The following is a 22646-nucleotide window of genomic DNA, read 5'->3' as shown; positions in this document are numbered from 1 at the left end:
CGACCCTTTCTATCCGTGGAACGGGATCAGATCCCTTGGATCAGAACTTGAAGTTCACGCCGACCTTGAGGTTGTGGAACTTGGCCGTGGCATTGGTTTCATAGGTGCCGTCCGACAGGTTTTCCTTGCCGAAGTTGGCATATTCGTATTCGCCGGTGACCGACCAACGGTCGTTGATCATCTTTTCGGCGCCCAGGCCGACGATATAGCCAGTCTTGGTGTAGGTGTCGTCGATGTCGGCGCCATTGCCGGTCACCGAGTAATCGACCTTGCCGCGCGCCACGCCGGCGATGCCATAGACCATGATGTCGTTTTCGAAGACGTAACCGGTCTTCAGACGCAGGGCCAGCACGTTCTTGACCTTGGATTCGGCATCGTAGCCGTCGGCCGAGAAGCTGTCGTCGATGTTGCCGCCCTCGAAGCCCAGTTCCGGGCCGACGACCCAGCGGTCGCGCTGCCAGCGATAGCCCAGGCGGATACCGGCATTGGCGCCGCTCATTTCCAGCGAACCGGGGGTGGTGCCGTTGATGCCCACATCGTCATCGCCGCCGAAACCATAGCCCAGGGTCAGACCGGCATAGCCGCCCTGCCAGTTGCCGACCGGAGCGGTCTCGACCACCGGGGCGACGACACCGGCATCCACGACCGGGGGGGTGTAGCCGCCGGCATTGGCGGCCAGGCTGCCGAGCGCCAGCGAAGCGACCGAGGCGGCGAGGATGGCGTTCAGACGAACAGCGCGCATGTTTCTACTCCTATACGAAGGACGACACGGACAAGATTATGCATTGGCCGGCGTCGAAATTTTATTCAGAGCTAGACCTGCAACCCCGAGGTTGCAAGCGTTGCCGCATCACATGACAATTCTCACATGCAATCCGCGGCAGGATGGCAACAATCAACCAGAAATTGAATCAAAACTTAGCGATTCGCTGCGGAGATTGAAAGACACGGCGACTCAGATGTCCAGATTTTCCACGCTCAGCGCGTTCTGCTGGATGAAATCGCGTCGCGGTTCTACCACATCGCCCATCAGCTTGGTGAAGATGTCGTCGGCCTCGGACAGATCCTCGATGCGCACCTGCAGCATGGTCCGCGCCGAAGGGTCCAGGGTGGTTTCCCACAATTGCTCCGGGTTCATCTCGCCCAGGCCCTTGTAGCGCTGCAGGGACAGGCCTTTTTCCCCTTCCAGGAAGATGGCCTGCAGCAGGCTGATCGGGCCGTGGATCGGGATGTCGCGATCCTTGCGGATCAGGTGCGCGGTCTGGCCATAGACCTCGCGCAGCGCATCGGTCATGGCGCCCAGCCGCCGGCTTTCGGCGCTGCGCAGCATCGGGCCGTCCAGGGTGCGGCTTTCCTCGACCCCGCGCAGCAGCCGGGTCAGGCGGATGCCGGCATCCTGGGTCGGGCGGCCGGTCCAGCCGCGCTCGTATTCCTCGGCGATCATGTCCAGCCGCTGCGCCACGGCATTGGCGACGCCCTGCGCATCGGCATCGACGCGGCCCTGCACCAGCGCGCCGGCGATGGCGGCCTGTTCGGTGATATGCGCCGGGTAATGCGTCGGATAGGCGCGCAGCACGCGCCGGGCGGTGCGGGCCTCCTCGACCACGCGGACCAGATCGGCGCCGGTGATCTGCTCGCCATTGCCCAGCCGCAGGCTGGCGCCGTCGATGCCCTGCTCGATCAGGTAATCCTCCAGCGCCGCCTCGTCCTTGAGATAGACTTCCGAGCGGCCGCGGCTGACCTTATAAAGCGGCGGCTGCGCGATATAGAGATGCCCGGCTGCGATCAACTCCGGCATCTGCCGGAAGAAGAAGGTCAGCAGAAGCGTGCGGATATGCGCGCCGTCCACGTCGGCATCGGTCATGATGACGATCTTGTGATAGCGCAGCTTGTCCAGATTGAACTCGTCCCGGCCGATGCCGGTCCCCAGCGCGGTGATCAGCGTGCCGATCTGGTCCGAGGACAGCATCCGGTCGAAGCGCGCCCGCTCCACGTTCAGGATCTTGCCGCGCAGGGGCAGCACCGCCTGGTTCTGGCGCGAGCGGCCCTGCTTGGCCGAGCCGCCGGCCGAGTCGCCCTCGACGATGAACAGCTCGGACAGGGCCGGATCCTTTTCCTGGCAATCGGCCAGCTTGCCGGGCAGGCTGGCCACGTCCATCGCGGTCTTGCGCCGGGTCAGTTCGCGGGCCTTGCGCGCCGCCTCGCGGGCCAGCGCCGCCTCGACGATCTTGCCCAGGATCGACTTGGCCTCGGCCGGGTTTTCCTCGAACCATTCGGCCAGCTTCTCGCCCACCAGCCCCTCGACCGCGGGCCGCACCTCGGAGGAGACCAGCTTGTCCTTGGTCTGGCTGGAGAATTTCGGGTCCGGCACCTTGACCGACAGCACGCAGGTCAGCCCCTCGCGCGCGTCGTCGCCGGTGAAATCGACTTTCTCCTTGCGGACCTGGGCATTGGTCTGGGCGTAATTGTTGATGACGCGGGTCAGCGCGCCGCGGAAACCGGCCAGATGGGTGCCGCCGTCGCGCTGCGGGATGTTGTTGGTAAAGGGCAGCACCGTCTCGTGATAGCTGTCGTTCCACCACATCGCCACCTCGATGCCGATGCCGTTCTTCTCGCCCTGGATGAAGATCGGTTCGGGCATGACCGGGGTCTTGGAACGGTCAATGAACTTCACGAATTCCCGCACGCCGCCTTCATAGTAAAGCTCGGTCCGCAGCGGTTCGGCATGGCGCTCATCCTCCAGGATGATGCGCACGCCCGAGTTCAGGAAGGCCAGTTCCCGCAGCCGGTTCTCCAGCACCTTGAAGCTGAAGTCGCGGTTCGAGAAGGTGCCGTCCGGCCGGTCCTCCCTGGACGAGGCCAGAAAGCGCACCTCGGTGCCCTTCTCGCCGGGCTGGGCATCGCCGACCACACGCAGATGCTCGACCGTGTCGCCATTCTCGAAGCGGACGAAATGTTCCTTGCCGTTGCGCCAGATGCGCAGCTCCAGCCAGTCCGACAGCGCGTTCACCACCGAGACGCCGACGCCGTGCAAGCCGCCCGAGACCTTGTAGCTGTTCTGGTCGAACTTCCCCCCGGCATGCAGCTGGGTCATGATCACCTCGGCCGCCGAGACGCCCTCGGTCGGGTGCATGTCCACCGGAATGCCGCGGCCGTTGTCGCGCACCGAGACGCTGCTGTCGGCATGGATTTTCACGCGCACGAAATCGGCATGACCGGCCAGCGCCTCGTCGATGCCGTTGTCCACGACCTCATAGACCATGTGATGCAGGCCCGAACCGTCGTCGGTATCGCCGATATACATGCCGGGACGCTTGCGCACCGCTTCCAGGCCCTTGAGAACCTTGATGGAATCGGCGCCGTAATCGGAGGTCTGGGGGGCGGGTTCGGTCATTGTCTTCTTATCCTGCCTTGGACCCGCATCTTATAGTGTGCGCTGTCCGGAATGTCACGGGAAAGCCACAAGATTTAGCGGCCCGCCGTCAGTTCTCCGGCCCCGTCCGCCCGGCCGTTCCGCCCGGCCGGGATCCGGCTTCTTCGTTCCCCAAACGATCATGCCGCCGGGCCGATGCCCAGCCCGGGCCGGGGCCGATCCCTCCCGGCTTTCACCGTTTCCCAAATACCCATGCCACGGCTCAGGCCAGCCCGTCCTGATCCAGCAGGGTGCGGCCGTCGCGGCTCTCGATCTCGATCACCCACAGGTCGGGGTCGCGGGCGGCATTGCGGGCGATCTCGGCGTCGATCTCGCGCTCCTCGGCCTCGTTCAGCCGCAGCCAGATCCGCCGGTCGGTCTCGAAATCCCATTCGCGGGTCCACAGGCTGGCGCGGCCGTCCAGCGTGGCGCATTTCACCAGAACGCTGCCTGCGGTGTCGTCGCCATGCCGGGTGACATAGGCCGGGATGTCGGCCAGCCCCAGCCGGCGCAGATAGGCCGCGACCCAGATGCCGGCGGCCAGCCTTGCCTCAGGCATCGCCGTCGCGGAAGTCGAGGCCCATCTCGTTGTAGCGCTCGGCCTCGTCCAGCCAGTTCTCGCGCACCTTCACCTGCAGGAACAGGTGGACGGGGCGGCCCATGAACTCGGCCAGTTCCGCCCGCGCCGCCTGGCCCACGGCCTTGATCGTCTCGCCGCCCTTGCCCAGCACGATGCCCTTGTGGCCGGGCCGGGCGACATAGACCACCTGCTCGACCCGGGCCGAACCGTCCTTCTTCTCCTCCCAGCGTTCGGTTTCCACCGTCAGTTGGTAGGGGATTTCCTCGTGCAGGCGCAGGGTCAGCTTCTCGCGGGTGATCTCGGCGGCGATCATGCGCATCGGCAGGTCGGCCACCTGGTCCTCGGGGTAAAGCCAGGGCCCCTCGGGCACCTGCCCGGCCAGCCAGTCCAGCAGGTCGTCGCAGCCATAGCCCTTTTCGGCCGAGATCATGAAGGTGCGGGTAAAGTCGAAGGCCGTGTTCAACTGCTGCGACAGTGCCAGCAGCGTCTCGGACTTCACCCGGTCGATCTTGTTGATGACCAGCGCCACCGGGGTCTGGCCGGCATGCTGGCGCAGGCTGTCGATGATCGCCTGCGCGCCGTCGGTCAGCCCGCGATGCGCTTCGATCAAAAGCAGGATCACATCGGCATCGGCCGCGCCTCCCCAGGCCGCCTTGACCATGCTGCGGTCCAGCCGCCGGCGCGGGCGGAAGATGCCGGGCGTGTCGACGAAGACGATCTGGCTGGCGCCCGCCATGGCGATGCCGCGGATCCGGGCGCGGGTGGTCTGCACCTTGTGGGTCACGATCGAGACCTTGGCCCCGACCATGCGGTTCAGCAGGGTGGATTTCCCGGCATTCGGCTCGCCGATCAGGGCGACGAAGCCCGCGCGTGTTTCGCTCATGTCGTTCTTTCGATCTGCTCGAGCAGCGCGGCGGCGGCCGCCTGTTCGATGCTGCGTTTGGTGCCCTTGCCGCGGGCCGCGGCCTCGCGGCCGTCGTCCAGCCGGACGGTGATCTCGAATTCCGGCGCGTGGTCCGGGCCGCTGCGCGCGGTCTGCAGATAGCGCGGCGGGGTCATGCCCTGGGCCTGCGCCCATTCCTGCAGCGCGGTCTTGGCGTCGCGGGCGTCGCTTTCGACATTCTTCAGCCGCTCGGCCCAGAGCCGCAGCACCACGCCGCGCGCCGCCTCGAAGCCGGCATCCAGATAGACGGCGGCGATCACCGCCTCCATGGCGTCGGCCAGCAGCGCCTCTTTCCGCCGGCCGCCCGACATCATCTCGGATCGGCCGAGCTTCAGCACCTCGCCCAGCCCGATCTCGCGGGCGATGGCGGCGCAGGTCTCGCCCTTGACCAGCGCATTGTAGCGCGGTGCCAGCTGGCCCTCGGTCGCGGCGCGGTCGGCCGAGAACAGCGCCTCGGCCATGGTCAGGCCCAGCACGCGGTCGCCCAGAAATTCCAGCCGCTGGTTGTCGGGTCGGGTGGTGCTGGCGATCGAGCCATGCGTCAGCGCGCGGCGCAACAGCTCGGGGCGCGAGAATTCATGCCCCAGCCGGTCCGAGAATGCGCGCAGGTCTGCGGAAATCTTCATGTCCCGATCCTGCCACGGCGCGGGGCGCCGCGGCAATTCTTCCCTCAATGCACGGCCCTGAAGAACCGGTCCGGCCGCCAGGTCCAGAAATACAGAAGCGACTTGCCGGCCGAGGAGAACATGATCCGGTCGGCGCGGCCGATCAGGTATTCCGCCGGCACCATGCCGACGCCGCCCACCGCCGCCGGCCAGCGCGAGTCGCCGGAATTGTCGCGGTTGTCGCCCAGGAAGAAATAATGCCCGTCGGGCACGGTGAACTCGGCGGTGTTGTCGCCCGGGCCGTTGTCGAAGATGTTCAGCACGTCATGCGCGACGCCGTTCGGCAACGTTTCGGTGAAGCGGTCCTTTTCGCAGGCCTCGCCCTCGGGCACCGGCTCGTTGCGGCATTTCGGCAGCGTCTGCTGCGGGCCCTGCGGGGCATAGGGTTCGCTGAAGGTGTCGGCGGGCTGTTGCGGCGCCTCTTGCCCGTTGATCCACAGCGCGCCGTTCTTCATCTGGATGCGGTCGCCGGGCAGGCCGATCACCCGCTTGATGAAATCGTCGCCCCGCGTCGGGTGGCGGAAGACCACGACATCGCCGCGCTCGGGCTCGGAACCCAGGATGCGGCCCGAGATCGGGCACAGCGCGAAGGGGCAGGACACCCGCGAATAGCCATAGGCCATCTTGTTCACGAACAGGAAATCGCCGATCAGCAGCGTGTCTTTCATGCTGCCCGAGGGGATCCAGAACGGCTGGAAGAACAGGGTGCGGAACACTCCCGCGATCACCAGCGCCCAGAAGATGGTCTTGACGGTTTCCCAGATGCCCCCATCCTTGCGGGCTACGCTTTTCGCCATGGATGCCATTCCCTTCATCGGCAAGTCGCGCGTTCATGGGGTGCGGGGGACGGCAAAGTCAAGCCGTGCCCGTCCTCATGTCGTCGTGTTCACGCGGTCGGGAAGCGCCTCGATCACCACGAAGGCCTGCGCCCAAGGATGATCGTCGGTCAGCGTCACATGCACATGCGCGCGGTGGCCGGGCGGCGTCATCGCCGCCAACCGCTCGGCTGCCCAGCCGGTCAGCTCCATGGTCGGCTGGCCGCCGCGCAGGTTCCTGACCGCCATGTCGCGCCAGGCGATGCCCATGGCGAGCCCGGTGCCCAGCGCCTTCGAGCAGGCCTCCTTGGCGGCCCAGCGTTTGGCCAGCGTCGCGGCTTCCTGCCGGCGGCGGCGGGCCAGCGCCAGTTCGGTCTCGGTGAACACCCGCCGGCGGAAGCGGTCGCCGTGGCGGTCCAGCACCCCGGCGATGCGGTCGATGTTGCAGAGGTCCGAGCCTATGCCGAGAATCATGCGCCTGGTTGGTCCTGTGGTGACATGGGTATTTGGGCAACGAAGAAATCAGGCGCGGGCGGCGTCCATGCGGCGGCGCATTTCGCGGATCGCCGGGCCGAGGCCGAGGAAGACCGATTCGGCGATCAGGAAATGGCCGATGTTCAGCTCGCGCAGTTCGGGGATGGCGGCGACGGGGCCGACCGTGTCGAAGGTCAGGCCGTGGCCGGCATGGACCTCGAGCCCCAGCAGATGCGCCTGGGCTGCGGCCTTGCGCAGGGCTTCCAGCTCCAGGTCGCGCTCGGCCAGCCGGCCCTCGGTGTCGAGGTCGCAATAGGCGCCGGTATGCAGTTCGACCACGGCCGCGCCGATGCGGGCGGCGGCCTCGATCTGCGGCGCCTCGTGGCCGATGAACAGCGAGACCCGGCAGCCCGCCTCGCGCAGCGGCGCGATGAAATCGGCGAGGTAGCTTTCGTTGCCGGCGACGTCCAGCCCGCCCTCGGTGGTGCGCTCCTCGCGCTTTTCGGGGACGATGCAGACGGCATGCGGGCGGTGGCGCAGGGCGATGGCCTGCATTTCCGCCGTCGCGGCCATTTCCAGGTTCAGCGGCAGGCGCAGCGCGGCCATCAGCCGGTCGATATCCGCATCCGAGATATGGCGGCGATCCTCCCGCAGATGCGCGGTGATGCCGTCGGCGCCGGCCTCCTCGGCCAGTTCGGCCGCGCGCACCGGGTCGGGCCAGGGCGTGCCGCGGGCGTTGCGGATGGTGGCGACGTGGTCGATATTGACGCCAAGGCGCAGCATGGTTTTCCCCTCTCGGATTTTTTCGGCAGGTTAGAGCTTTGCCGGCGCAAGTCCAGACGTGGCCACCCACCAGCCCGGATTGGCCGCGGCGATGCGGGCGCGGGCGGCCTGGGCCTCGGCGGCACCGGCGAACAGCCCGAAGCAGGTCGCGCCCGAGCCGGACATGCGGGCAAGCTGCGCGCCCTCGGCCCGGATCGCGGCCAGGCAGGCGGAAATTTCCGGCATCAGGGCGATGGCCGGCGCTTCCAGATCGTTGCGGCAATCCTGCAGGAAGCCGATCAGCATGCCGGCGTCGGAAAGATCCGGCAACGGATCGGGCATCGGCGGATTGTCGCGCCGCATCAGGGACTTGAATACCTGCGGCGTGGAGAGGCCGCAGCCGGGATTGACCAGCAGCACGGCAAGCGGCGGCAGCGGCGGCAGCGGCGTCAGGATCTCGCCCAGGCCCCGCATGCGCACCGGCCGGCTGGCCAGGCAGACGGGCACGTCGGCGCCCAGCGTTTCCAGCCGTTCGGGCCGGGCCTCCAGCGCGCGCAGAACCGCCGCCGCATCGGCCGAACCGCCGCCGATGCCCGAGGCCACCGGCAGGTTCTTTTCCAGGGTGATCCGCGCCTCGCGCCCGGCCAGCCGGGCGGCGCGCAGACACAGGTTGTCGGGCTCGGCCGCCAGACCTTGGGCGAAGGGGCCGGTCAGGCGAAGCGACAGGGGGCCGGGCGCCACCGTCACCATGTCGCCCAGCTCCAGGAACACCACCAGCGAATCGAGCAGGTGATAGCCGTCGGGGCGGCGGCCGGTCACATGCAGGCTCAGGTTCAGCTTGGCGGGGGCCGCCTCGCGCCGGGGCTGGGGCATGGCTCAGTCGGCCCCGGCGGGTTCCGGATTGCGGGGCTCCGGGGCGCGCAGCTCGGGCAGCTTGCCGCCATTGGCCTTTTCCTCGCTGAGCACCGCATCCAGCCCGCGTTCCAGCTTGGCGCGGATGCGGCGCGTCTCGGCTTCGGTTTCCGGTTTCAGCGACAGGGCGCGGTGCCACTGGATCTCGGCCTCGCGCTGGCGGCCGACCATCCAGTAGATGTCGCCCATGTGGTCGTTGACCAGCGAATCGCTGGCCATGGCGGCGACGGCGCGTTCCATCGGCGCGACCGCCTCGGAATAGCGGCCCAGGCGGTAATAGGCCCAGGCCAGCGAATCGAGGATATAGCCGTCATCCGGGCGCAGTTCGACCGCGCGCTTGATCAGGCGCAGCGCCTCGTCCAGCTTTTCGTTGCGGTCCACCAGGCTGTAGCCGAGATAATTCAGAACCTGCGGCGAATCGGCGCGGATCTTCAGCGCCGCGCGCAGATCGGCCTCGGCCTTGGAGAACTGGCCCGAGCGTTCCAGCGCGATGCCGCGGGCGTAAAGCGGGAACCAGCGCGCCTCGGGGTTCTGGTCGCCGATCAGGCTCAGCGCCTTGTCATAGGCCGGCACCGCCTGGCCGAACTTGTCCTGCTGGCGCAACAGATCCCCCAGCGCGATCCAGCCCTGCGCCAGCTCGGGATGGGCGGCGGTCAGTGCCAGCGCGGCCTTTTCGGCATCGTCCAGCCGTTCGGCCCGGGCCAGGGCGTCGATGCGCGACAGCTCGGCGATCGGGCGCATGTCGCCCAGCTCGCGCAGTTTCTCGAATTCGCGCTCAGCCAGGTCGAACTGGCCGAAGCCTTGCAGAAGCTGCGCGGTCAGCAGATGCGCTTCGCCCAGGCCGGGGGCCAGGTATTCGGCCAGCCGGACATGGATCAGCGCCAGAGGGTCGGGCTCGTCGCTGGTCGCCAGCACCGAGCCGAAGGTCAGGAAGACCTGCGCGATGCCGTCCGAGGGCGTGCGGATCGAATCGAAGGCCAGCGTTTCTCCCTTGGCCATGCGGTCGCGCAGGGCCATCAGATGCGGTTCCTCGGCAAAGCCGGGGGTGCCCTCCAGCATGGCGATGGCGTCCCGGTTGCGTTCAAGCTGCGACAGCACCTGGGCGCGGGCCACGACGCCCAGGATATGTGCGCCGGTGGCGGGATCGGCCAGCAGTTCCTCGGCGCCCTCGAAATCGCCGACCTTGGCCTTGGCCAGCGCCAGGTGATAATTCACCATCGGTCCGGCGCCGCGCAGGGTGGCAAGCCTCTTGAAGGCCGAGAGGGACTCGCCCGCCTTGCCGGCGCCCAGCAGCGCCCAGGCCCGCATCATGCCGTCGACCAGCGCGCCGCCGCCGGATGCGTCCCCGCCGGTTTCGGGCGTGGGGGCGGTGTCGATGGCGGCGATCAGGTCGTCCCAGCGCCCGGCCTTGGCCAGCTCGGCCCGCTGCACCAGCCGGGCAAGTTCGGTGGCGCGGCCCTGGTCGGACATGGTGACGGCCAGGGCGGTGGCGCGCTCCATCTCGCCGGCCGAAATCAGCGCGACCAGGGCGCTGTCCTGCAGGTAGCCGTCGGTATCGTCCTGGGCCAGGGCCTGCAGGTAATAGGTGGCGGCATTGCGATAGTCGTTCTGGATCGCGGCCATGCGCGCGGCCAGATAGGGGCCGGCAAGGCCGCGGAACTCGGGCGCCGGCGCGGCGGGCCGATGTGCCGGGCGGTCGCTGTCCTGAACCTCGGGGGGCTCGGCCTGGACAAGCATGGGCGCGGCCCAGGCGGCGCCCTGCTGCAGCGGCAGCGCGGCGGTCAGCGCGATCAGCGCCAGCGGGATCAGTCTTGTGGTCACGGCTTGGCCCAGTCCTTGGCAATTCGCGCGCCGACCCTAGCCGCGGCGGCGGAGATGGGCAACGCCGCCGCCCTGCCGGTGCGCCCCGCCGCGATCACATATTCGGGTAGTTCGGCCCGTCGCCGCCCTGGGGCGTGGTCCAGTTGATGTTCTGCGACGGGTCCTTGATGTCGCAGGTCTTGCAATGGACGCAGTTCTGGAAGTTGATCTGGAACTTCGGCCCCTCGGCGGTTTCCAGCACCTCGTAGACCCCGGCCGGGCAGTAGCGCTGCGCCGGCTCGGCATAAAGCGGCAGGTTCACCGAAATCGGGATCGCGGTATCCTTGAGCTTCAGATGGCAGGGCTGGCTTTCCTCGTGATTGGTAAAGGAGAACGCCACGTTGGTCAGCCGGTCGAAGCTCAGCTTGCCGTCCGGCTTCGGATAGTCGATGGGCTGGAAATCCGCGGCCTTGCCGGTGGCCTCGGCATCGGTCTTGCCGTGTTTCCAGGTGCCGAGCGGGTTCCAGCCGGTCAGGTTCGCCACCCACATGTCGAAGCCGCCAAGCGCCAGGCTGGCCCAGAGCCCCAGCTTCGACCAGAGCGGCTTGACGTTGCGGACCGGCTTCAGGTCGCGGGCGATGGGGCCGGAGCGCAGGTCGGCCTCGTATTCCACCAGCTCGTCGCCCGCGCGGCCGGCGGCGATGGCCGCAGCCGCCGCCTCGGCCGCGGCGATGCCGGACAGCATGGCGTTGTGGTTGCCCTTGATCCGCGGCACGTTCACCAGCCCGGCCGAGCAGCCAAGCAGCGCCGCCCCCGGGACCGTCAGTTTCGGGATCGACTGCCAGCCGCCCTCGGAGATCGCCCTTGCGCCATAGGCGACGCGTTTGCCGCCCTCCAGCAGCTCCGCGACCAGCGGGTGGTGCTTGAAGCGCTGGAACTCCATGTAGGGATACAGGTAGGGGTTGGCATAGTTCAGGTGCACGACGAAGCCGACCAGCACCTGGTTGCCCTCGAGGTGATAGATGAACGACCCGCCGCCGGCATTCTTGCCCAAGGGCCAGCCCATGGTGTGGGTGACGGTGCCGGGCTTGGCCTTGGCCGGGTCGATCTCCCAGATCTCCTTCATGCCGAGGCCGAATTTCTGCGGATCAACGCCGGCCGAGAGGTCGTATTTGCCGATCAGTTCCTTGGCGAGCGAGCCGCGCACGCCCTCGGCGATCAGCACGTATTTGCCGCGCAGCTCCATGCCGGGCTCATAGCTCGGGCCGGGGGTGCCGTCGGCATTCAGGCCCATCTCGCCGGCGACGACGCCGACGACGCGGTCGCCCTCGTAGACCAGCTGCGAGCAGGCCATGCCGGGGAAGATTTCCACTTCCAGCGCCTCGGCCTGCTCGGCGAGCCAGCGGCAGACATTGCCCATGCTGACGATATACTTGCCGTGGTTGTTCATCAGGGGCGGCATCGGCCAGTTCGGCACCCGGACGTGGCCATGCGGGCCGAGGATGTAGAAATTGTCCTGGGTGACCTCGGTGGCGACCGGGGCGCCCTTGTCCTTCCAGTCCGGGATCAGCTTTTCGAGGCCCGAGGTGTCCAGCACCGCGCCCGAGAGGATATGCGCGCCGATCTCGGAACCCTTCTCCAGCAGCACCACGGACAGCTCGGGGTTCACCTGCTTCAGCCGGATCGCCGCCGACAGGCCGGCAGGCCCGCCACCCACGATCACGACGTCGTATTCCATCGACTCGCGGACGATCTCAGACATGGCTCGGCCTCCAATCCCCTGGCTCTTGACTCTGCGCCGAACACCTAGCGCGTAACATTCTTGCCGGCAATCGGAACGCGACGAACAATTGCAATTCTGCGACCTTTCTGCGCGGGCTGCTGCGGATGGCCTTTGCCGGGGCTTGAAACAGGGGGCGGATCGCGCCACGATGCCCCCCGGATTTCTGCGGACGCCCTCGGCCCAAGGCTGGGGGCGTTCCAACACCTTGTTTCGTGCTGACTTGCGTCGCATGTGGCGGCGGGAAGGACTGGAATGGAAAAGATACCGATGACCCGCGCGGGCTACGACCAGCTGGACGAGGAACTGCGCGAGCTGCGCGCCGTCGAACGTCCGGCGGTGATCCGCGCCATTGCCGAGGCGCGCGAGCATGGCGACCTGTCGGAAAATGCCGAGTATCATGCCGCCCGCGAAAAGCAGAGCTTCGTCGAGGGCCGGATCAAGGAACTGGAAATGATCATCTCGCGCGCCGAGGTGATCGACCCGTCGCGGCTGAATGGCAGCGTCAAGTTCGGCGCCACCGTCACCCTGCTGGACGAGGATACCGAGGAGGAGCGCACCTATCAGATCGTCGGCGAGGCCGAGGCCGACCTGGAACGCGGGCTGCTGAACATCCGCTCGCCCCTGGCCCGAGCCCTGATCGGCAAGGACGAGGGCGACAGTGTCGAGGTCGTCACCCCCGGCGGCGGGAAATCCTATGAGATCCTTTCGATCCGCTATGTCTGAGTTGCGGGGGCCGGGCGCATGAACTCGCTTGATGGTCTGCGCCGCCAGGCGGTGATGCAGGTCCGCGACCGGGTGCTGGCTGTCGGCGTGGCGTCCAGCCTGGCCTGGCTGGCGCTGGCCGGGCTTTTCGCCTTTCTGGGCCCCGAGGCCGAAGGCCAGGGCGGTGCCGGCTGGCCGGTCTGGCTGGTCGGGCTGCTGCTGCCGCTGGCGCTGATCTGGCTGGCGGTCTGGTCGGCGCGCAGCCTGCTCTTGCTGCGGCAGGAGGCCGAGGAGCTGCGCGCCATGCTGGCGCGGCTGCAGCCCGGCGACGGCGCTGTCGCCGAGGATCCGGCCGAGAACCGCCGCGAGCCCGAGCCGCGGCCGGCACCCGGAACCGCGGCGCCACCGCGGCGCACGGCCATGCCGCCGCCGCCGCCCCGCGCGGCGCCGGATTCGCGACAGGCCATGCTGGAGCTGGAAGCCCCGCCAGCCGCCGAGCTGACCGGGCCGGAGCTGTTCTATGCGCTGAACTTTCCGGACGGGCCCGAGGATCGCGAGGCGATTCGCTGCCTGCGCCTGGCGCTGGCCGATCCGGGCATGGCGCGGCTGATCCGGGCGGCGCAGGACGTGGTCACCCTGTTGGCCGGTCAGGGCGTCTACATGGACGAGTTGACGATGTCCGAGGCCGATCCCGGCCTGTGGCGCCGCTTTGCCGAAGGGGTCCGCGGCGAGGCGGTGGCGGGACTGGCGGTCATCGCCGATGCCGCGGCGCTGCGGACGGCGGCGACGATGCTGCGCGGCGACGAGGTCTTTCGCGACGTGGCGCATCACTTCCTGCGCCATTTCGACCGGCTGCTGAGCCGCAAGGCGCAGGACAGCGACCCGCAGCTGCTGGCCGCGCTGGCCGAAACCCGCTCGGGCCGGGCCTTCACGCTGCTGGCGCAGGTGACCGGCATGATGGGCCGGACCGAGGCCGAGGCCGAGGCCGAGAACGATCCGGCCGCCGGGGCCTGAGCCTCAAAGCGCCAGGCGCAGCACATGCGCCGGCGCCGACCAGGGCCAGCCCAGCCTTTGGCGATGAAGCGGCTGGAACCCCATTGCCTGCCATGCCGCAAGACCCGAATGATTGTCCGCCGCGACCTCGGCGCGCAGAGCCGGGTGGCCGAGGGCGCGGGCATGGGCCGAGGCCGCTGCCACCAGCGAGCGGGCGATCCCCAGCCGGCGCCAGCGCGGATGGATGGCGATGCCGTCCAGCACCAGGTCCGATGTGGCGCGGCCGGGCCGGAACAGCGTCGTCGACAGATGCCGCAGTCGGCCCCGCGCCGGTCCCCAGACGGTGACGAAGCTATGCGCAGCGGGGTCGAGAAAGCCGCCGCCCGCATCGCGCAATCCGGCGATGCCGAGCAGCCGGCCATCGGGCGACAGCGCCACCAGCGCCCGTTCGGGGCGCATGGCGGCGCGGATCAGCGCCATGCCCTGCCGTGGGCCGGCCGGCACCGGCAGGATCTGCGCCCCGAAATGCCGCCAGTAAAGCGCGGCGGCGGCAGGCTGCAGATCGGCCGGGATGCCCAGCCGGACCTGATGCGGCATCCCCTCGGGCTCTGGCGGTCCGGTCATGCGGGCATCCTTGTCATCGGCGGACGATCGGCCTATCTGCCATCACTCTGACGCGAATGACGAGTCCCTTTCATCATGAACGCCCCTGTCGATTCCCTGCATTCGGGCCTGACGCCCGAGCAGTTGCGCGCCCTGCAGCGCAACCCGCGGCAATGCGCGCGGCATGGCTTCATGCAGGCGCTGCCCTTCGTCCTGGTGCTGCTGCCCTTCGGGATGCTGTTCGGCGTGGTGGCATCGGATGCCGGGCTGGATCTGCCGCAGATCCTGGGCTTCACGCTGCTGGTGCTGGCCGGCGCCTCGCAATTCACCGCGGTGCAGCTGATGACCGACCATGCGCCGGCGCTGGTGGTCATCGTCTCGGCGGTGGCGGTCAACCTGCGCATGGCGATGTATTCGGCCTCGCTGGTGCCCTGGCTGGGGACGGCGCCGGCGCGCGACCGCGCCTGGCTTGCCTATGTGCTGGTGGATCAGAACTATGCGCTGGCGATCCAGCATTTCGAGAAGCACCCGCGCCTGCGGGTCGAGCAGCGCGTGGCCTATTTCTTCGGCACGATCTTCGCGACCTGCGTGCCCTGGCTGATCGCCACGCTGCTGGGCGTCTGGATCGGCAATGCCATCCCGGAAAGCTGGGCGCTGGACTTCGCCATGCCGGTCACCTTCATCGCCCTGATCGCGCCGATGCTGCGCAGCATTCCGCATATGGCGGCGGCGCTGGTCGCGGTGGTCGCCGCGCTGGCCTTTGCCTTCCTGCCCTCGGGGCTGGGGCTGTTCATCGCCGCGCCGCTGGCCATGCTGACCGGCGCGGCGGTCGAGACCCTGATGGAACGCCGCAAGGAGGCCCGCGCATGACCGGCTATGGCGACGGCACGATCTGGGTGATCATCCTGGCGGTGGCGCTGGGGACCTATGGGCTGCGCTGGTCCTTCCTGGGCGCCTTCGGCAACCGGCCCATGCCGCTCTGGGCGCAGCGCCTGCTGCGTTATACGGCGGTGGGGGTGCTGCCGGCCATCGTCGCGCCGCTGGTGGTCTGGCCCGCCGCGACCCATGGCCAGCCCGATCCGGCGCGGATGACGGCGGCGGCGGTGACGGTCGCGGTGGGGGTGCTGACGCGCAACGTGTTGGCGGCCATCGTCTCGGGGATGGCCGCGCTTTACGCGATGCTCTACCTGACGGCGTGAAGCTGGCCGTCCTGGCCATAGCCCTGGACCACACCGCTTTTCTGCCGCAGCAGCACGTTGTGGTTGTTGGCCGGGTCGCCGTCCATGTGCTTTCTGGAGACCACGCCGGGCAGGGTCAGGAACCAGTCGCGCAGCTTCAGCGGCGAGAAGCCGCTCGGTGCGGCCTCGAAGCCCGGGATGCGGCGCAGCGCCTGGCCGGTATTGACCGCGCAGAAGCTCTTGTTCGAGGGGCCCTGCGCCTCGACGGCGCGAATCGCCGCCTCGGCCATGGCGGCCGAAACCGGAAGCGTGTCCTCGGCCACCCAATAGGTCTGGCGCGCGTGGTAGTCGATGTAGAAGTTCTTGAAATTCGGGGTGATGCCGTAAAGCACGTCGTTGCGCTCGGGGATCGCCGGATGCTCCCAGCTGCCGGCTGGGTCGTAGATCACCCGCTGGCTGCCGTTGATCATCAGCGCCGAATGCCCGCCCTCGCCGCGCGGGATGCCGATCACGGTGAACAGCGTGATCGAGGGCGGCTCGTTCGAGACGTAGCGCGCGCGCCGCACCGCCTCGTCGCTGGCCCATTTGTTGTCGGCACCGCAGGCCGCAAGCGCGGCCGGCAGCGCCAGCGCAAGGAAGGCACGCCTTTGCATGAATGGCTTCTCCGGCTTGGGATCAGGCGTTGGTCAGCGCCATGAACACCAGCACGGCGATGGCGAGGACGCTGACCCAGGTCGCGGCCTTGATGAAGCCGGCGAAGGTCGCCTGCTGGGCGCGAATGTCCATTTCGCCGTGCGTGTGTTCGGTGATTTCGTGATGCGAAGCCATGGTCCTGTCCGTCAAAGATGCGATGCGTCGGGCAAAGGGATAGCGCAAGGCGGCGGGCCTGTCACGCCCCCCAGAGCGCGGCGCCGGTTTCCGACATGCCCGCCGGCCACACCCGGTCCGTGGCGCGCAGGTGGTTGATATGGCCCACGGCCTCGGCCAGGGCGAGGCCGAATTCCGGCTTGGCGATGTTGCGCCGGAACAGCAGCGGGAAACAGCCGACGGCGCTGCGCGGCTCGTCGCGCAGCCCCGCGACCACGCGGTCGAGCGCCGCGCGCTGGTTGTCGGCAAGCTGCCGCAACCGGGTGGGCAGGCCGCGATAGGGCAGCTTGTGGCCGGGCAGGATCAGTTGCTCGGGCCGGGCGAAGGCGGCCAGCCGCTCGCAGCTTTCCAGCCAGTCGCCCACGGTGTCGGCATCCGGTTCGGTCGGATAGACGCCGAGATTGGGCGAGATGGTCGCCAGAAGCTGGTCGCCGCCGATCACCAGGTCGTCGTCGAGCGACCAGAGCGTGACATGTTCGGGTGCGTGGCCGTTGCCCAGCCGCACGATCCAGCGCCGCCCGCCGAAGGCGATCCGCCGGCCTTCCTGCAGCCGCTGATAGCCGGGCGGCAGCGGTGCGCAGATATCGGCGCTGTTGAAGGGCCGCTCGTGGCTGCGTTCCTCGACCAGCTCATCGGGCATGCCGGCGCGGCGCCAGAAGGCGATCGCCTGCGGCGTCGGCCGCTCCTGCAGGTCGAGGACGCCCATGCGCGCCGTCAGCCATGCCGCGCGCGAGGTGAAAAGCTCGGCCCCCTGCGCCTGGAACCAGCCGGCCAGGCCGATATGGTCGATGTGGTGATGGGTGGCGATCAGCCGGGTGACCGGCGCGCCTGCCAGCGGTCCCTGCAGGATGCGTTCCCATAGCGCCCGGCCGCGGCGGGTGTCGATGCCGGTATCCACCACGGTCCAGCCCTCGCTGTCGCGGAAGGCATAGACGTTCACCGTGTCGGGCTTGAACGGCAGCGGAAGCTGGAACCAGAACACGCCGGGGGCGATCTCATGCGCCTCGCCCTCGGCCGGAGGATTATGTGTCTCGCTGCGTATCACCCGGCCATTTGACCCGAGAGCACGGCATCGTCAAGCGCCTCCAGATCCTTCGATCCGGCTTTGGCGGCGGCGAGATCGGCGGCGAAATGCGGCAGGATGCGGGTGACGTAGATGCGCGCCAGCGCCTTGCTGCCGCCGCCGGTGGCGGAACGCAGATGGTAATGCGCCCCCAGCACCCGGGCAAAAGCCGCCAGATAGGGCACGGCGCCGGCGAAGCGTTCCTCCATGCCGCGCTCCAGCAGGTCCTGGGTCGCCTCGCGCAGGGTTTCGGCGGCCTGCCAGACCTGGTTGGCCAGCTCCGGCTCTTCGGCCTGCGCGGCCTTGGCGCCGTCCAGGATCTCGTCGAGCAGCGCCATGGCCGCCGCCCCGCCATCCGCCAGCTTGCGGCCGACCAGATCCATGGCCTGGATGCCGTTCGTGCCCTCGTAGATCGCGGTGATGCGCACGTCGCGCAGATACTGGGCGGCGCCGGTTTCCTCGATATAGCCCATGCCGCCATGCACCTGCACGGCGGTATCGGCGACGCGGATCCCGATATCGGTGCCATGCGCCTTGGCGATGGGCGTCAGGAAGGCGGCGCGCCCGGCCCATTCCTCGGACCCGGTGGCCCGCGCCATGTCCAGAGCCACCGCGCAGGCCATGCAGATAGCGCGGGCGGCAAAGACCTCGGCCCGCGATTCCGCCAGCATCCGGCGCACGTCCGGGTGGCGGATGATCGGGCCCATCTGGTTGCGCTCGGCGGCATAGGCGGTGGCCTGCTGCAGCGCCGCCTCGGCCTGCGCCACGCCCTGCACGCCGACGCCGAGCCGGGCGCAGTTCATCATGGTGAACATGGCGGCCATGCCCTTGTGCTCCTCGCCCACCAGCCAGCCCTTGGCGCCCTCGAAGCTCATGACGCAGGTGGGGCTGCCATGGATGCCCAGCTTGTGTTCCAGGCTGACCACGCGCAGGTCGTTGGCGACGCCGGGATTGCCGGCCTCGTCGGGGATCAGTTTCGGCACCATGAACAGGCTGATGCCACGGGTGCCCTTGCCGCCGTCGGGCAAGCGCGCCAGCACCAGGTGGCAGACGTTCTCGGTGACGTCGCTGTCGCCCCAGGTGATGAAGATCTTCTGCCCGGTGATGCGATAGCTGCCGTCCTCGGCCCGCTCGGCGCGGGTGGTCAGCGCGCCGACGTCCGATCCGGCCTGCGGCTCGGTCAGGTTCATGGTGCCCGACCATTCGCCCGAGATCAGCTTCGGCAGATACAGCGCCTTGAGTTCGTCGCTGCCGTGATGCTCCAGCGCCTCGATCTGGCCCTGGGTCAGCAGCGGGTTCAGTTGCAGGGCCAGGCAGCCCGAGGCGATCATCTCGTTCACCGCCATGTTCAGCGCCTGCGGCAGGCCCATGCCGCCATGATCGGGATCGGCGGCGATGCCGATCCAGCCGCCCTCGGCCAGGGCGCGGAAGGCCTCGGCATAGCCGGGGGACGAGCGCAGCGTGCCGTTTTCCAGCCGCGCGGGCGTCAGGTCGCCGGCCCGGTTCACCGGCGCGATGATCTCGGTGGCAAGTTTGCCGGCTTCGGTCAGGATGGCGGTCAGCGTCTCGGGCGTCGCTTCGGCGAAAAGCCCGGTCTCGGCAAGCTGCGGGAATGACACGATCTCGTTCAGGATGAATGCGATCTGCTCGACCGGTGCTTGATAGGCCATCCGTCTTCTCTCCCTCTTGCGCCTTGGCAAATGCGGCTGTGGCGCGTAACTGAACCCTCGAACGATCATAGGTGCCGCCAGTCGGCCATCAACCGCAACCTCACGTAACGGTATGCAGACCCGGATCTTGCGCCACGACGCCCAGGGCATTGCCGCCGCCGCCGACCTGCTGGCGCGGGGCGAGCTTGTCGCCATTCCCACCGAAACGGTCTACGGCCTGGCCGGTGATGCCCGCGACGCCAGCGCGGTGGCGCGCATCTATCAGGCCAAGGGGCGGCCCAGCTTCAACCCGCTGATCGTGCATCTGCCCGATCTTGAGGCGGCCGAGCGCGTCGCGGTGTTCGACGAGGCGGCGCGGGCCTTGGCGCGGACCTTCTGGCCGGGGGCGCTGACCATGGTGCTGCCGCTTCGCGAGGGGGCGGGCATCGCCTCGCTGGTCACGGCGGGGCTGGACACGGTGGCGATTCGGGTGCCGGCGCATCCGGCGGCGCAGGCGCTGCTGCGCGCCTTCGGCGGGCCGCTGGCGGCGCCCTCGGCCAATCTCTCGGGCCGGATCAGCCCGACCGCGGCCGCGCATGTCGCCGCCTCCGGGACCGGGCTGGGCGGGCGTATCGCCGCGGTGCTGGATGCCGGCGCCTGTCCGGTCGGGGTGGAATCGACCATCATCGGCTGGGTCGCGGGCGCGCCCGCCCTGCTGCGCCCGGGCGGCGTCGCCGCCGAGGCGATCGAGGCGGTGCTGGGCCGGCCGCTGCTGCGCCCGGCGGCGAATCCCGACGCGCCCAGCTCGCCGGGGCAGCTGACCAGCCATTACGCGCCGCGCAGCCCGCTGCGGCTGAACGCCAAGGCCGCGCATCCGGGCGAGGTGCTGATCGGCTTCGGCCCCGTGGCGGGCGAGATGACGCTGAGCGCCAGCGGCGATCTGGCCGAGGCGGCGGCGCGGCTCTTTGACCTGCTGCACCGGGCCGATGCGCTGGGGCGGCCCATTGCCGTCGCGCCGGTGCCGGAAGGCGGTCTGGGCGCGGCGATCAACGACCGGCTGCACCGGGCGGCTGCGCCGCGCTAGGTGTCGGGTGGGTGGGCGTCAGGCATGGCCGGCGCTGGGCGACAGCATCAGCGGGTCGATGCCCAGCGATTTCAGCGCCGCGCGCCATTTCCCGGGATTGTCGGCGCCGAAGATGATCTCGTCGCCGCGATCCGAGGTCAGCCAGCCGTTCTGCAGGATCTCGGAATCCAGCTGGCCCGGCCCCCAGCCGGCATAGCCGAGCGCCAGCATGGCGGGCTGCGGGCCGTGGCCGCGGGCGTAATCCTCGAGGATGTCGCGGGTGGTGGACATGGCCAGGTCGTCGGTGATGCGCATCCGGTTCTCGCCCAGCTGGATGTCGCGGGGCACCCGATGCAGCACGAAGCCACGCCCCGGCTCGACCGGACCGCCGAAGCGCACGGGAATGTCCAGCGCATCCTCGCCCACATCGATGCCCAACTGCGTCAGCAGGTCGGCAAAACCGATCTCGGGCAGCGGCCGGTTCACCACCAGACCCATGGCGCCGTCCTCGGAATGGGCGCAGACCAGGATCACGGATTGCTCGAAGCGCGGATCGCGCATGGCGGGCATGGCGATCAGCATCTTGCCGGTCAGATTGCTCGACTTGTCCATGATCTGCTCCGTCTCCTTTTCATCAAGATCGGCGCTGCGGACTGATTTCGCAAGGGATTGGCGGGAATGTGACTTCACGCCACGGCCTTGGCGCGACTAGATAGGGGCCATGAAGACCCTTGCTCTGATTTTCCTGACCGCCGCGCCGGCCCTGGCGCAGGACCTGCCGCCCGGGCTGGTCGCGGCCGAGCTGCTGCCCGGCTGGGTCACGCCCGAAGGTCATCGCATGACCGCGCTGCGGCTGGACCTGGAGCCGGGCTGGAAGACCTATTGGCGCAGCCCCGGCGATGCCGGCGTGCCGCCGCGCTTCGACTGGCAGGCCTCGGACAACCTGGCCGAGGCGCGGCTGCTTTGGCCCCGCCCCGAGGTGATCGATTCGGGCGGCGAGCGGACGCTGGGCTATCACGACGAGCTGGTCCTGCCGATCGAGATCGTTCCCGCCCGTCCCGGCGCGCCGGTGGCGCTGCGCGCCACGGTGGATTTCGGGCTTTGCCTGGACATTTGCGTGCCGGCGCAGGTGATGCTGGAGGCGCCGCCGGCCGGCCCCGGCCCCGACCCGGTGATCCAGGCCGCCATCGCCCGCCAGCCCCAGTCCTCGGATGCGCAGCCGGACTGCCGGATCGAGCCGATCAAGGACGGGATGCAGGTCACCGCGACCTTGCCCGAGGCGGAAAGCGGCCGTGGCGGCGAGGTGGCGATGGAGCTGTCCCAGGAGGACATCTGGGTCTCTGCCCCCGACACCGGACGCGCGGGCCGCCGCTTGACCGCGCAGGCGGATTTCGTCGCCGCTTCGGGCAAGCCCTTCCCGCTGGACCCGCAGGCGCTGCGGGTGACGCTGATCGGCCCCGACGATGCGGTCGCCTTCCAGGGTTGCCGCGAGGAGACCGACTAGCCCTCGAGCCGGGCGGAAAGCGACAGCAGGTCCGCCCAGGCCTCGCGCTTGGCGGCCGGCGTGCGCAGCAGATAGGCCGGATGGGCCATCGGCAGCGCCGGCAGGCCGAAGGCTTCGGTCCAGGTGCCGCGCAGCTTCAGGATGCCCTGGCGGTTCAGCAGCGCGATGCAGGGCGTGTTGCCCATCAGCACCAGCAGTTGCGGCTGGACCAGCTCGACATGGCGGCGCAGAAAGGGCAGCATCATGGCGATCTCGGCCGGCTCGGGGCGGCGGTTGCCCGGCGGGCGCCAGGTCAGCACATTGGTGATGTAGAGCGCGCGTTCCGCATCCACCGCCTGGCGCGACAGGCCGATGGCGGCGAACATCCGGTCGAGCAATTGCCCCGCCCGGCCGACGAAGGGCCGGCCCTGCCGGTCCTCCTCCTCGCCCGGGGCCTCGCCGATGATCATGACCCGCGCCGCCGGATTGCCGTCGCAAAAGCAGAAATTGCGCGCGCCCTTCTTCAACTCGATGCCGTCGAAGGCTTCCTGCGCCGCCGCCAGCTCGGCCAGGGTCGCGGCGGCCGCGGCCATGGCCTCGGCCTGGGCGGCCAGATCCTCGGCCGCGTCGTCGCGGGCCTTGGCGGGCGCAGCGGGGGGCGGGGCGGCAGGGGTCGGGGCGGCCTCGGCCCGCTCGGACAGCTCATAGCGGTCGAGCGGCGCGTCGAGACATGGCTCGTCCGCGCCCAGCTCGGCCTGCCATTGCAGAAGCGCCAGCGCCGTCTCGGCGTCCAGCGCGAATCCCCTGTAAGTCGGATCGGCGGTCATGCGCGCAGGCTAGGACGCCGCGCCGGCGCCGGCAAGCGCCCGTCTTGCCGGCGCCCGGAATGCGGTTGCGCG

24 protein-coding genes are annotated in these 22646 nt (G+C 69.0%); 6 read left to right on the top strand and 18 right to left on the bottom strand.

Annotated features, from left to right (window positions below):
- Positions 1-40: 40 nt before the first annotated feature.
- From NBE95_RS03410 to NBE95_RS03360, 11 genes are all read right to left on the bottom strand, one after another.
- Positions 41-742, bottom strand: coding sequence for an outer membrane protein (locus tag NBE95_RS03410; RefSeq protein WP_289894473.1), 702 nt, complete (start codon positions 740-742; stop codon positions 41-43).
- A gap of 213 nt (positions 743-955) precedes the next feature.
- On the bottom strand, positions 956-3394 hold the full coding sequence (gene gyrB / locus NBE95_RS03405) for a DNA topoisomerase (ATP-hydrolyzing) subunit B (protein ID WP_289894472.1): 2439 nt from the start codon (positions 3392-3394) through the stop codon (positions 956-958).
- 241 nt (positions 3395-3635) lie between these two features.
- Positions 3636-3971, bottom strand: a complete 336-nt coding sequence (locus NBE95_RS03400) for a DUF1491 family protein (RefSeq protein WP_289894471.1) — start codon at positions 3969-3971, stop codon at positions 3636-3638.
- Entirely contained in the window at positions 3964-4875 is a 912-nt protein-coding gene (era, locus tag NBE95_RS03395; RefSeq protein WP_289894470.1) for a GTPase Era, read from the bottom strand. Before era ends, NBE95_RS03400 begins: the two co-directional genes overlap by 8 nt.
- Positions 4872-5561: a ribonuclease III gene (gene rnc / locus NBE95_RS03390; RefSeq protein WP_289894469.1), complete on the bottom strand. Its 690-nt coding sequence runs from the start codon at positions 5559-5561 to the stop codon at positions 4872-4874. The genes era and rnc overlap by 4 nt, the downstream gene beginning before the upstream one ends.
- A 44-nt stretch (positions 5562-5605) precedes the next feature.
- Positions 5606-6406 carry a signal peptidase I gene (gene lepB / locus NBE95_RS03385; protein ID WP_289894468.1) on the bottom strand — a complete coding sequence of 267 codons (801 nt, stop codon included), beginning with the start codon at positions 6404-6406 and terminating at the stop codon, positions 5606-5608.
- Positions 6407-6472: 66 nt separating this feature from the next.
- The gene (acpS, locus tag NBE95_RS03380; protein ID WP_289894467.1) at positions 6473-6889 is read right to left on the bottom strand and encodes a holo-ACP synthase; all 417 of its coding nucleotides are present in this window, start codon (positions 6887-6889) and stop codon (positions 6473-6475) included.
- Positions 6890-6937: 48 nt separating this feature from the next.
- Positions 6938-7672 carry a pyridoxine 5'-phosphate synthase gene (locus NBE95_RS03375; protein WP_289894465.1) on the bottom strand — a complete coding sequence of 245 codons (735 nt, stop codon included), beginning with the start codon at positions 7670-7672 and terminating at the stop codon, positions 6938-6940.
- A 30-nt stretch (positions 7673-7702) separates the two neighbouring features.
- Positions 7703-8524 (bottom strand): 4-(cytidine 5'-diphospho)-2-C-methyl-D-erythritol kinase, encoded by an 822-nt coding sequence (locus NBE95_RS03370; protein WP_289894464.1) that lies wholly within the window; start codon positions 8522-8524, stop codon positions 7703-7705.
- A gap of 3 nt (positions 8525-8527) precedes the next feature.
- Positions 8528-10384 (bottom strand): tetratricopeptide repeat protein, encoded by a 1857-nt coding sequence (locus tag NBE95_RS03365; protein ID WP_289894463.1) that lies wholly within the window; start codon positions 10382-10384, stop codon positions 8528-8530.
- Between the two features lie 94 nt (positions 10385-10478).
- On the bottom strand, positions 10479-12125 hold the full coding sequence (locus NBE95_RS03360; RefSeq protein ID WP_289894462.1) for an electron transfer flavoprotein-ubiquinone oxidoreductase: 1647 nt from the start codon (positions 12123-12125) through the stop codon (positions 10479-10481).
- 273 nt (positions 12126-12398) lie between these two features.
- Here NBE95_RS03360 and greA point away from each other — a divergent pair, with 273 nt between their 5' ends.
- A complete protein-coding gene (gene greA, locus NBE95_RS03355) occupies positions 12399-12869 on the top strand; it encodes a transcription elongation factor GreA (RefSeq protein WP_199259505.1) in 471 nt (156 codons plus the stop codon).
- A gap of 18 nt (positions 12870-12887) precedes the next feature.
- Entirely contained in the window at positions 12888-13862 is a 975-nt protein-coding gene (locus NBE95_RS03350) for a hypothetical protein (RefSeq protein WP_289894461.1), read from the top strand.
- Positions 13863-13865: 3 nt separating this feature from the next.
- Here the strand turns inward: NBE95_RS03350 and NBE95_RS03345 are convergent, their stop codons facing one another.
- A complete protein-coding gene (locus tag NBE95_RS03345) occupies positions 13866-14465 on the bottom strand; it encodes a GNAT family N-acetyltransferase (protein WP_289894460.1) in 600 nt (199 codons plus the stop codon).
- A gap of 75 nt (positions 14466-14540) precedes the next feature.
- On the opposite strand from NBE95_RS03345, the gene NBE95_RS03340 reads away from it, so the two are divergent.
- Both NBE95_RS03340 and NBE95_RS03335 read left to right on the top strand, forming a co-directional pair.
- A complete protein-coding gene (locus NBE95_RS03340) occupies positions 14541-15314 on the top strand; it encodes an AzlC family ABC transporter permease (protein WP_289894459.1) in 774 nt (257 codons plus the stop codon).
- Entirely contained in the window at positions 15311-15643 is a 333-nt protein-coding gene (locus NBE95_RS03335) for an AzlD domain-containing protein (protein WP_289894458.1), read from the top strand. The genes NBE95_RS03340 and NBE95_RS03335 overlap by 4 nt, the downstream gene beginning before the upstream one ends.
- Here the strand turns inward: NBE95_RS03335 and NBE95_RS03330 are convergent.
- From NBE95_RS03330 to NBE95_RS03315, 4 genes are all read right to left on the bottom strand, one after another.
- A complete protein-coding gene (locus tag NBE95_RS03330) occupies positions 15628-16275 on the bottom strand; it encodes a hypothetical protein (RefSeq protein ID WP_289894457.1) in 648 nt (215 codons plus the stop codon). The genes NBE95_RS03335 and NBE95_RS03330 overlap by 16 nt on opposite strands.
- 22 nt (positions 16276-16297) lie before the next feature.
- Positions 16298-16450, bottom strand: a complete 153-nt coding sequence (locus NBE95_RS03325) for an aa3-type cytochrome c oxidase subunit IV (protein WP_289894456.1) — start codon at positions 16448-16450, stop codon at positions 16298-16300.
- A 61-nt stretch (positions 16451-16511) separates the two neighbouring features.
- The gene (locus NBE95_RS03320; protein ID WP_289894455.1) at positions 16512-17534 is read right to left on the bottom strand and encodes an MBL fold metallo-hydrolase; all 1023 of its coding nucleotides are present in this window, start codon (positions 17532-17534) and stop codon (positions 16512-16514) included.
- A complete protein-coding gene (locus NBE95_RS03315) occupies positions 17531-19222 on the bottom strand; it encodes an acyl-CoA dehydrogenase (RefSeq protein ID WP_289894454.1) in 1692 nt (563 codons plus the stop codon). Before NBE95_RS03315 ends, NBE95_RS03320 begins: the two co-directional genes overlap by 4 nt.
- Positions 19223-19334: 112 nt before the next feature.
- Between NBE95_RS03315 and NBE95_RS03310 the strand changes: the two genes are divergently transcribed.
- Positions 19335-20285 carry an L-threonylcarbamoyladenylate synthase gene (locus tag NBE95_RS03310; protein ID WP_289894453.1) on the top strand — a complete coding sequence of 317 codons (951 nt, stop codon included), beginning with the start codon at positions 19335-19337 and terminating at the stop codon, positions 20283-20285.
- Between the two features lie 18 nt (positions 20286-20303).
- Here NBE95_RS03310 and NBE95_RS03305 read toward each other — a convergent pair whose 3' ends face one another.
- Positions 20304-20876: a YqgE/AlgH family protein gene (locus tag NBE95_RS03305; protein WP_289894452.1), complete on the bottom strand. Its 573-nt coding sequence runs from the start codon at positions 20874-20876 to the stop codon at positions 20304-20306.
- A 109-nt stretch (positions 20877-20985) separates the two neighbouring features.
- On the opposite strand from NBE95_RS03305, the gene NBE95_RS03300 reads away from it, so the two are divergent.
- Positions 20986-21768, top strand: a complete 783-nt coding sequence (locus tag NBE95_RS03300; RefSeq protein ID WP_289894451.1) for a protein-disulfide reductase DsbD domain-containing protein — start codon at positions 20986-20988, stop codon at positions 21766-21768.
- Here the strand turns inward: NBE95_RS03300 and NBE95_RS03295 are convergent.
- Entirely contained in the window at positions 21765-22574 is an 810-nt protein-coding gene (locus NBE95_RS03295) for a uracil-DNA glycosylase (protein WP_289894450.1), read from the bottom strand. The genes NBE95_RS03300 and NBE95_RS03295 overlap by 4 nt on opposite strands.
- Positions 22575-22646: the final 72 nt, after the last annotated feature.

The sequence above is a fragment of the Paracoccus sp. TOH genome, assembly GCF_030388245.1.
Lineage (GTDB): Bacteria > Pseudomonadota > Alphaproteobacteria > Rhodobacterales > Rhodobacteraceae > Paracoccus > Paracoccus simplex.
Note: the sequence above shows the minus strand (reverse complement) of the source record. Positions and strands in the feature narration are given on the sequence as shown.